The sequence below is a fragment of the uncultured Sphingobacterium sp. genome (assembly GCF_964277905.1).
Taxonomy (GTDB): domain Bacteria; phylum Bacteroidota; class Bacteroidia; order Sphingobacteriales; family Sphingobacteriaceae; genus Sphingobacterium; species Sphingobacterium siyangense.
On the sequence record NZ_CAXYKD010000038.1, the window covers coordinates 256107 to 267055 of the forward strand.

General features: G+C 38.6%; 8 protein-coding genes. 5 read left to right on the forward strand and 3 right to left on the reverse strand.

Annotated elements, in window-relative coordinates; translation table 11 throughout:
- The first annotated feature begins 59 nt into the window (after positions 1-59).
- Together ACHWSC_RS17900 and ACHWSC_RS17905 are read left to right on the forward strand one after the other, a co-directional pair.
- Positions 60-1517, forward strand: a complete 1458-nt coding sequence (locus tag ACHWSC_RS17900) for a hypothetical protein (protein WP_394677670.1) — start codon at positions 60-62, stop codon at positions 1515-1517.
- Between the two features lie 106 nt (positions 1518-1623).
- Positions 1624-2067, forward strand: coding sequence for a hypothetical protein (locus tag ACHWSC_RS17905; protein WP_394677671.1), 444 nt, complete (start codon positions 1624-1626; stop codon positions 2065-2067).
- 106 nt (positions 2068-2173) lie between these two features.
- Here the strand turns inward: ACHWSC_RS17905 and ACHWSC_RS17910 are convergent, their stop codons facing one another.
- Complete coding sequence (locus ACHWSC_RS17910; protein ID WP_394677672.1) at positions 2174-3349, reverse strand: hypothetical protein; 1176 nt, start codon at positions 3347-3349, stop codon at positions 2174-2176.
- A gap of 175 nt (positions 3350-3524) precedes the next feature.
- Between ACHWSC_RS17910 and ACHWSC_RS17915 the strand changes: the two genes are divergently transcribed.
- Together ACHWSC_RS17915 and rlmB are read left to right on the forward strand one after the other, a co-directional pair.
- Positions 3525-5369 (forward strand): DNA polymerase III subunit gamma/tau, encoded by a 1845-nt coding sequence (locus tag ACHWSC_RS17915; protein ID WP_394677673.1) that lies wholly within the window; start codon positions 3525-3527, stop codon positions 5367-5369.
- Between the two features lie 76 nt (positions 5370-5445).
- Positions 5446-6234, forward strand: a complete 789-nt coding sequence (rlmB, locus tag ACHWSC_RS17920) for a 23S rRNA (guanosine(2251)-2'-O)-methyltransferase RlmB (protein WP_046672182.1) — start codon at positions 5446-5448, stop codon at positions 6232-6234.
- 58 nt (positions 6235-6292) lie between these two features.
- Here the strand turns inward: rlmB and ACHWSC_RS17925 are convergent, their stop codons facing one another.
- Both ACHWSC_RS17925 and ACHWSC_RS17930 read right to left on the reverse strand, forming a co-directional pair.
- Positions 6293-8059 carry an AMP-dependent synthetase/ligase gene (locus ACHWSC_RS17925; RefSeq protein ID WP_394677674.1) on the reverse strand — a complete coding sequence of 589 codons (1767 nt, stop codon included), beginning with the start codon at positions 8057-8059 and terminating at the stop codon, positions 6293-6295.
- 177 nt (positions 8060-8236) lie between these two features.
- The gene (locus tag ACHWSC_RS17930; protein ID WP_394677675.1) at positions 8237-10114 is read right to left on the reverse strand and encodes a DEAD/DEAH box helicase; all 1878 of its coding nucleotides are present in this window, start codon (positions 10112-10114) and stop codon (positions 8237-8239) included.
- A 263-nt stretch (positions 10115-10377) separates the two neighbouring features.
- Here ACHWSC_RS17930 and ACHWSC_RS17935 point away from each other — a divergent pair.
- The coding region (locus tag ACHWSC_RS17935; RefSeq protein ID WP_394677676.1) for an RNA polymerase sigma factor at positions 10378-10949 on the forward strand (572 nt) is incomplete at its 3' end.

The following is a 10949-nucleotide window of genomic DNA, read 5'->3' on the forward strand; positions in this document are numbered from 1 at the left end:
TTAAATCTAAAGACATAACTAAAATATTTTTTTGTATCAAGATTTTTAAAACTTAAAAAATGAAAAAAAGATTCTTATTCTTATCCCTGTCAGCACTATTATTGGCTGGAGCTTGTAAAGAAACAACAATTACAGATAACGGTAATGGTACAGAAACTCCAACAAATCCAACAAATGGAAATGTTGTTGAAGTTACCGGTGAGATTACTGCTAATACAACATGGACCTCAGATAAGATTTACCTTTTAAAAGGTTTTGTGTTCGTATCTAATGGAGCAACGCTGACAATTGAACCAGGTACCATTATTAAAGGTGATAAGGCTACAAAAGGAACATTAACGGTTACACGTGGATCAAAAATTAATGCAACTGGAACTGTTGATAAGCCAATTGTATTTACATCTGGTTTAGCAGCTGGTGCACGTTCTCAAGGTGATTGGGGTGGAGTGATCTTATTGGGCAAGGCACCAGTCAATCAAGGTACAGACGTAATGATCGAAGGTGGTTTAGCTGCCCCTAGTGGAAAAGATGCTAAAAATTATATCTACTATGGTGGATCTGACGCTGCAGATAACTCTGGCGTAATGAAATATGTTCGTATTGAGTATGCTGGTATCGCGTATTCTGTTGATAATGAAATTAATGGATTGACAATGGGTGGTGTTGGAAATGGTACAACATTGGAATATATTCAAGTCTACCGTTCAGGTGATGATGCTTTTGAATGGTTCGGTGGAACAGTAAATGCGAAACATCTTTTAGCTGTAGGTACTTGGGATGATGATTTTGATACAGATTTTGGGTATTCTGGTAATGTTCAATTTGCATTGGCACAACGTGTACCTACTGTTGCAGATCAATCAGGCTCTAATGGTTTTGAATCCGATAACAACGCTACAGGCACCGACCAAACTCCAAAAACTTCTGCTGTATTTTCTAACGTAACAATTTTAGGCCCAATTCAAAAAGCTGGTGGTTCTTTTAATGCAAATTTCCAACATGGTGCTCAAGTTCGCAGAAATTCATCTATTAGCATCTTAAATTCCGTTATTTCGGGTTTTCCTTTAGCTGGATTATATGTAGATGATACAAAGGTAGTCACAGCAAATTCGACTTCGAATAATTTCTTAAGTGGAAATGCGGTTTTTGAAAATAATTTAGTATATGGTTCTAAAGATGCTGATTTAAAAGTTAGCTCAGCTACAAATGCTGCGGCAGTCTCTACACTTATTCGTGCTAAGAACATTTTCGAAAATGGTAAATATGCATCTGAGTTGTTCGTAGCACCTTATAATTTTGGTTCAGATTTCTCTAATACAAGTGCTACTCCAGATTTTAAAGTTTTATCAGGATCTGCAGCTGCTAGTGGTGCGATTTTTACCAACGCTAAGGTTTCGGGAAGTTTCTTCGAGAAAGTGGGGTATAAAGGTGCTTTTGGTACGACAGATTGGACAAGTGGTTGGGCTCATTATGATCCACAGAACTTGGCATATACAACTCCTGGACAAGTAAAATAATTATAGTTTAGTTAAATAGATAGAAAATCCTGCCTTGTGCGGGATTTTTTTTGTAGCATATATGTTAAAAATTCGTTATTGAAAATAATAAACTAAACTTTAAAATATGAAAAGAACGATCTATCTAGTGGTACTAAGTGTTACCTTACTATTTGTTGCCTGTAAGAAATCAGATGATAAAACTGATTCAGAAACTAAAGGTCTTCATGTAGAAATAAAAGGAATTTCTGGCTGGTGGGGTGAATTTGTAAATATCAGTGTAGATCAAAATAAGACAGAAGTAAAATATGCTCCGGGAACTACTGGTAATCCTCAAACTGTAAAAGATAAAAGTTATAAAACAAGTGAAGACACGTTTAGAAAGTTATCCTCTTATGTCGAAACCTATAACTTAATGGAGGCTAAAATTCAGGAATGCGCACGTTGTGCAGATGGAACAGATTATGTGATCACAATCAAATCTAGTGGGAAAGAAAATACGGTAACAATTGCAGCATACCGAACCGATGGTAAATACGCCGATGTGCTTGATTTTATAAACAAGCTTTAGATCAAACAAAAGCGCTGTGGAGGATTAATTCTTCTTCTGCAAAATGACGATTTTCACCTAGATTCTGTGATATAAAGCGAATGTGAAACCTCGGTATAATGTGATATTATCTCGGCTCGTAGTGATAAACAATTTGATAAGACTGATTTTTAAGCTCCTCAGACAATTGACCTATATCTAGCATTTGCGCTTGTGGTGTAGGTTCACAGACAGAATAATATTTTCCATTGTACAAAATAGCATCACCGATAGGATGTTCAAATTGGACGGCCATCGTTACATGAGTGGGATAGAGCAAGGTGATCATAGGAAGATTGTAGATTTCCTTTACCAGATAAAAAAACAGGGCAACACGGTCATCACAGTCACTGTATTTATTCAATAGCGTTTGTTCTGCAGAAAGGCGCTTTTCGGATCCGAAATTCTCTTCGTCATTTTCGTATAAGAATGCATATCGCGTAAACCGCATTAAATAATCGACACCTTCCTGCTGATTTTTTCCTTTTAAATTTTCCTTGAGCGCAGGAATCAGTGATTGATAAGTCTCTTTGCTGAGTGGAATATTGAAATAAGTTTCAAAATCTACGCCAGGATAATTTTTAAAAAGATCACTGATATCTTCATTCAACCTGACATTAAAATGGTAGGCTTTATGTCCATAATTGAACTCAATTTGCTTCTCCTTATAATTTGCTGGTACAAAATCAGGTAATTTTGTGATTTTATAACTAAAATCTTCAATGGCTTCTGGTACTTTAATCTTAACGGGAATATAGGTGTCTGCGCGTTGAAAGAGCTTTCCATAGTCATGGAAGTTTAAACAGGTGTATTTCTTGCCATCAATTTCAAAAAAAGGAATATCAGAGATATCTTCTTTGTTTTGAATGAAAAATACAATCTGATTATTACCTACGGCCAAGCGGGCATCATAACCAGATTTACACATTAAAAACCATTTATATAAAGTATAGCGTGTATAATTTTCGGCTTTCGGGGCAATCTGTTGTGCGGTGCGGCGAATCAGCTGATAATAGACCCAATCATTCAGATGATGTTCATCTTTGTATTCGAGCAAACTGTTTACAAGTTGTATGTAATCGGTTTGATCAGCTATTTGATAGAATTTTTGTACATGAGCTATCGTTAAGCTGTCTTTGAATGGAATATTAAAGGAGGGGGGGACATCAATGGACACCTTCCCATCATAAAAATCGAAATCATGATGTTGCGCCCAGAGTTGCTGTGAAGCACAGGCTAACCAAATGAGTATGGTCAAAAACATTCGATATATTTCCCTTAATTTCAATTCTTAATAATTTGATAACATTGTAGTAATATAAAATTAACGATAAAATTTGCTTTTTTTGTGCATTGAAGGAATTATTATTAAAAAATTACAATCTATTTTTAGGTTTTAGATTCTCCTTTTTCATTTTTAAAATCCGTATCTTCGTGCAATGGATAATTTTATTGTTTCTGCACGTAAATACCGCCCGATTACCTTTGATTCGGTTGTAGGTCAGCAACACATTACTGGTACCTTAAAGAATGCGATACACAACAACCAGTTGGCGCAGGCATTTTTATTTTGTGGTCCCCGCGGTGTGGGGAAAACTACCTGTGCACGTATTTTAGCTAAAACAATAAATTGTGAAAATATCTTAGCAGGCACTGAACCTTGTGGCACATGTGATAGCTGTAAGTCCTTCCAAAATGGAAATTCTTTCAGTATTCATGAACTGGATGCCGCATCCAATAATTCCGTAGATGATATCCGCAACTTGATTGATCAAGTACGCATACCACCACAGGCTGGAAAATATAAAATCTATATCATAGATGAGGTGCATATGCTTTCTCAAGCGGCTTTTAATGCTTTTTTGAAGACATTGGAGGAACCTCCTTCCTATGCTATCTTTATCCTGGCGACTACTGAAAAACATAAGATTTTACCAACGATTCTTTCGCGCTGTCAGATTTTTGATTTTAACCGGATCAAAGTGGAAGATATGGCCAGTCATTTGGCCCGTATCGCTGACAGGGAAGGTATTGCTTATGATCAGGACGGATTACATATCATCGCCCAAAAGGCCGATGGTGGCCTTCGGGATGCCTTGTCGATGTTCGATCAGATCGTCAGTTTTTCCAATAAAAATGTCACCTATCAAGCTGTAATCGATAATTTGAATATCTTGGATTACGATTATTATTTTAAGCTAACGGATGCTATTTTAACTGAGGATGCAGCGCAAACTTTATTGATTTTCAATGAGATTTTAAATCACGGGTTTGATGGCAGTCATTTCATAGCAGGTCTGTCTGCGCATTTCAGAAATTTGCTGGTTGCTAAAGAGCCAACTACGCTAAAATTATTGGAAGTCAGTGATAGTATTCGTCAAAAGTATCTGCAGCAGTCCCAAAAAGCTTCTCCAGGATTTTTGTTATCTGCATTGAATATCTCTAATCAATGTGAGATCAACTATAAGACAAGTAAAAATCAACGCCTGCAAGTTGAACTTTCGCTCCTCAAGACATGTCATATCGCAAGTGCGATTAAATTGAGCCAGCTTGGATCCGTACAGATTCCTTCGGCAACCGAGGGCGTAAAAAAAAAACTTCCTGAGCCAGTAGTTGGACAAGCGCAACAAACCTCGGTAGTCCCTACTCCGCAAGCGACTTCTCCAGCGAATGCTCCTGTCGTTGAAAACCATGTGACACCGCGTTCGCAAGCTAACCCCGTAAATTATCAGGCTTCCGAGACTAAGGAAGAGGTGAAAAAAGATCCTATTTCCAACGTACCTCCTAAAGTAAAAAAAGGCGGATGGGGAGCATCTACTGCAGCAATTATTCCGTCTTTGCCGGATTTGAATACCATATACGATAACAATGCGGTTGCCAAAGAAGGTGATGAGCCAGAATTAATACGTGGAAGCGAACAACGTGATGTTTCATTCGGTCAATTCATTGCTGTTTGGAATAGTTATGCTGAACAGCTGAAAGCGGAAAACAAGATTAACTTGTATACCATGATGACGGCTATGCAACCGCGGTTAAATGGGGTATTGATTGAAATTGATGTCGAAAATGGTGTTCAGATGGATGTATTGCAGAGTGCAAAGGTTGATGTGTTGAACTACCTACGTGTGAAACTCCAGAATTTTTCGTTGGATTTGCAGGGGGTGATGATGGAACATACTATTTCACGCAAACCCTATACTTCCCAGGAGAAGTATCAAGCGATGGTCAACAAAAACCCGCTTTTAGATACTTTGCGGAAGGAGTTTAACTTGGGACTAAGCTAATTCAAGCACGCTAGTTGTTTTTTATTTTTGTACATTTGCAAACTCTTCCATGAAGAGGGAAATATTTAGTTTTATTATGCAAGGAAATTTTCAGAGACGTGATCGCGACCACGGGGAAAGACGTGAAGTGAATCAGATGGTATTTGGTATTCGTGCTGTCATCGAAGCAATCGATAGTGGTAAAGAGATCGAGTCATTATTTATACAACGCGGTTTGAGCGGCAGTTTGATTCTAGAATTGAAAGCCTTGTTAAAGGAACATAATATCGCTTCTCAACAGGTGCCAATTGAAAAATTAAACCGCATAACACGTAAAAATCATCAAGGTGTAATTGCGGTTATTTCTCCAATTACCTATCATGATATAGAAGAACTTCTCCCTCAGATTTATGAAAAAGGTGAAACTCCTTTACTTCTGATGTTGGATGGAGTGACAGATGTGCGCAATTTGGGTGCTATTGCACGTACAGCGGAATGTTCTGGAGTACATGCCATCATTGTCCCTAAAAAGGGCTCAGCTGAGGTTAACCCCGATGCCATTAAAACATCTGCTGGAGCACTCTATAAAATCCCTGTCTGTCGCCATGATAGCTTGTCCAAAGTTGGTAAATTTTTGATTGATTCAGGTGTGCAATTAGTTGCCAGTACAGAAAAAACAACCTCGAGCATTTATGATGTGGATTATACAGCTCCAACCTGTGTGATTATGGGTGCAGAGGACGTTGGTGTTTCCAATGACCTAATCCGTATTGCCGACCACCTGGCTAAGATACCAATGTACGGTGAAATAGGTTCGTTAAATGTATCTGTGTCGGCCGCAGTAGTGATCTATGAAGCGATTCGTCAACGGATTGTTAAAAAATAAAGAATATAATAGTTGATTACAAAAAAGCCTTTGTTTTTGACAAAGGCTTTTTTGTAGACTAGTTTTGATAAATATCTTCAATCTCTTGTTCATATTTCTGCAAGATAACTTTTCTTTTCATTTTTAACGTCGGTGTCAATTCACCGGTTTCAACGGTCATTTCGTCTGGGACTATGATGAACTTCTTGATCTGTTCCCAGCTGCCAAAATTTTGATTAATACGGTTGAGTTCCGATCTCATTTTCTGTTTCAGTTCAGGACTATTTAGAAAATCTAGCCTAGAAAGATTGGCAAGGGCGGGAAAAGCACTTCTTGACCATTCTAGAAGATTATTATAGTTGGGAACAATCAACGCCGCAGGAAATTTGCGGCCTTCTCCAAGTACCATAGCCTGTTCGATAAATGAAGATTCGACCAGTTTAGATTCGATCTGCTGCGGAACGATATATTTTCCTCCAGAAGTCTTGAACATCTCTTTCTTTCGGTCTATAATTTTAAGAAATTTACCGTCTACCCATTGGCCAATGTCCCCAGTATAAAGCCAGCCATCCTTGACCGCTTCTGCTGTTGCCTCTGGATTTTTATAATAGCCAATCATATTATTCTCGCCTTTAGTCAATATTTCTCCATCGTCAGCAAGCTTTATTTCGATATTAATTAACGGTAAGCCTACAGTCCCAATTTTCATGCCTCGTTTATAGCAGTTTACAGCGATACATGGTCCCGCCTCAGTGAGGCCATAACCTTCATATATTGGAATTCCTGCTGCCATATACAGACGGATTAATCTTTCCTGTAAAGCAGCACTCCCGGACGCAATCCCTTTGATGTCACCACCTAATGCTTCGCGCCATTTTGAAAAAACTAATTTACGGGCAATGTTCAGTTGAAAGTCATACCACCATGTACGTCCCTCCAGTTTGTATTGTTCGCCGACGCTCAAGGACCAGAAGAATAGCTTACGCTTGACTCCTGTTAATTGCTCTCCTGTAGCCATAATCTTCTCATAAACTTTCTCCAATACACGAGGTACAGCGGAAAAAATATGTGGTTTAACGGATTTAAAATCTTCACCTATCGTATCCATCGATTGAGCAAAGAAGATTGTCAAACCTTTGTACATATATACATATTGGAATACGCGTTCATAGGCATGACAAACTGGAAGAAAGGAGAGGGCACGATCACCTCGTTCGACAGGAAAGGAATATTCACTACTCAACGTGTCTGCCAATAAATTTTTATGAGACAACATAACACCTTTGGGATTTCCTGTTGTGCCAGAGGTGTAAATGATGGACGCCAATGTATCGGTTTTTATACCATCACGTAGTTGGTTTAGCGTTTCATCTGTAATGATCTCGCCCTTGGAAATGAAGTCATGCCAATGGTTTAGACCATCCTCTTTGTCTAGACTGTAAATAGCATTTAGTTGCGGACAATCATCTTGTATCGTTAATATCTTTGTGTATAGTGTCTTTGAACTAACAATACACTTCCTGATTTCGGCATGATTGAAGATATACGTGTAATCTAAGGTTGAAATATTAGGGTAAATGGCGACTACTACAGCTCCAATTTGTTGGATGGCAAAATCAAGGATATTCCACTCGATGCGGTTCTCACTAATTAATGCTACTTTCTCTCCAGGCTGAACGCCTAATGCGATCAAACCTTTAGATGTCTCGTTGACCTGTGCAATAAATTGAGTATTGCTTACTTGTACCCATTCGTTATCTTTTCTGAAAGAAAACATTGGGAAATCCGGGGCAATACTATATTGCAGGTATGCTAAATCAAATAATCTTGTTGCTACTATTGGCATGTTAGAAGTCCAGTTCGTATAATACAGCTAATTTACGCTTTTTTATAGAGACTATTATATTGGCAGGAGATATTAGTGCCTGTACTGTTAGGAGGGGAAATAAAAGAAAAGACTCTGGCATCTCAAGCTGATCGCTTTTGTGCCAGAGTCTTTAACTCTTATGCTAAGTACTAATGATTAGTATTTGCTTTTTGATTCTTTACGTTTTCCAGAGAAATCACGGAAGCCGCCGCCATTGCTGCTACGCTCACCACGATCACGACGCTCACCACTGAATCCGCCTTCACGTCTTCCGCCGCGTTCGCCGCCACCATATCCACCTTCACGTCTTCCACCGCGATCACCACCACGGTATCCACCTTCACGTCTTCCGCCACGATCACCACCACGGCTTCTTCCGCCACGGTCGCTACGACCTTCACCTCTTGCTTCACCAGATACTTCGATACGTACTTGACGACCGTTGTAATCTACACCTTGGAATCCTTGGAATACTTTTTCTACTTCTGCATCTTGAACCTCGAAGAATGTGAACACGCCTTTCAAATCAATTTTACCGATTGATTTTCCTGAAATATTCGCATTGTTACAGATGAAGCCCAACATATCTCCACGAGAGAATTCATCTACTGAACCTAAATTCATAAATAAACGCGTGTAGCCTTTTGAACCTTCACGTGAACGACCATCACGTCTATCACCGCGGTCTTCACGACCACCGTCACGCGCTTCGATATTTAAATCAGGTGCATTTTTGTAATAATCCAAGAAACGGTTGAACTCAAGAGAAGCGAATCTTTTGATGATATCTTCTTTTGAAAGTGACTCCAAATTTTCCATAATTGCAGGCAAGAATGGGCTGATTTGTTCGTCGTTTACTTCAACATTTTCAATCTTTTTAACGATAGAAAATAATTGTTTTTCGCAAACTTCAGCACCTTGAGGTACTTGTTTTTTCTCAAAAGGTTTACCGATGATCTTTTCAAGATGACGGATTTTGCTTAGCTCTTTTACGTTTACCAAAGAAAGCGAAATACCAGTTTTACCTGCACGGGCTGTACGGCCTGAACGGTGTGTATAGTTTTCTGTTTCATCAGGTAAAGAGAAGTTGATAACGTGAGTTACATCACTTACATCAATACCACGAGCGGCTACGTCTGTTGCGATCAACAATTGTAAACTACGGTCACGGTAACGTTTCATTACTTTATCACGTTGTTGTTGGGATAAGTCACCATGCAATGAATCTGCATTGTAACCATCTTTGATCAACGCTTCAGCGATATCCTGTGTTTCGATTTTTGTACGACAAAATACGATACCAAAGATATCAGGGTTTGAATCCACAATACGTTTGAACGCAGCATATTTATCTTTTGCTTTGATCAAATAATAGTGGTGTTCAATGTTGGCATTACCGGTGTTTTTTGTACCTACAGTAAGCTCAACTGGATCGGTCATATAATTCTTTGCAATACGACGTACCTCAGAAGGCATTGTCGCCGAAAATAACCAAGTTTTTTTCTCGTCAGGAGTTTCTGACAAAATGTTGTTGATGTCTTCTTTGAAGCCCATATTGAGCATCTCATCCGCTTCATCCAATACAACATATTTTACATTTGAAAAATCAATCGCATTTCTGCCGATGATATCCAACATACGACCTGGGGTCGCTACTACAATTTGCACTCCACGTCTAATTTGACGTAGCTGGTCTGAGATATTTGCACCTCCATATACAGCAACAACATGTACGTTGTCAACGTATTTAGCAAATTTTTCTAAATCTTTTGAGATTTGTAAACATAATTCCCGAGTAGGGCAAAGGATTAATGCCTGTGGGTGTTTTTGAGAAAAGTCTAATTGCTCTAATAATGGAAGACCAAATGCCGCGGTCTTTCCTGTGCCAGTTTGGGCTAATCCGACAAAATCGTCGTTACCAGTCAATAAAACAGGAATGGCTTTTTCCTGAATTTCAGAAGGTTTTTCGAAACCTAATTCTGAGATGGCATTAACAACTTCCTCACGGATTCCCAGTTCTAAAAATGGGTTCATGAAATATTTTATACAATAGGCACTATTGCCTAAGGCGTTGCAAAGGTAAGAATAATTTTGGAATAAACAAATAATTTAAATAATTGATTTTTAAGGGAATCTGATTCTTTTATACCAGGTGATAATAAATTGAGCGCTGTTATATAGATTTAGCTCACTTTGAAAAGTATTATTTCGAATGTGAAACTATTTTATATACCTACAGTTTCTTTATTCATTTATTAATAGAAACTTAATATCTCAACCTTAATTTTGGTATTAGCATGAATCAAGGACCAGTTGTACATCAGCGTTGGCTACAAGCTATTAAAGAGTTTAACGATACTTCCGCTTATGAGGAATTGTATCGCTATTGCTGGAAGGATCTTTATCAGCACGCTGCCCGTCGGATCCTAGACCGACAGGATGTGGAGGATATTCTACAGGAGCTGTTTGTCCAATTTTGGGAAAGGCGGCATACAATCGACATTCAAATGAATCTCCCAGCCTATTTGAAAGGGATGCTCAAATATAAAATTATAGATTTCTTTAATTCCAATAAAGCCAAAGACAGATTGTTGGAGCACTGGAGTAAACATATATTCGACTATGTGCAGCAGCATCCAGAGGATCTCAATACGTATTTAGCCCTTGAGAAGTTGTTGGAGGAAGAGCTGGAAATTATGCCACAGAATATGCGGCAAGCGCTTTTATTGAAATGGGAACATTTATCCATTCGAGAGATAGCCATGCGTATGGGGCTGTCTGAGCAAACGGTCAAAAATAATCTTACGGAAGCATCCAAACGACTACGGAAAGCTATTTTGGGCTATCAACATGTTCAAAACGGTAGTTT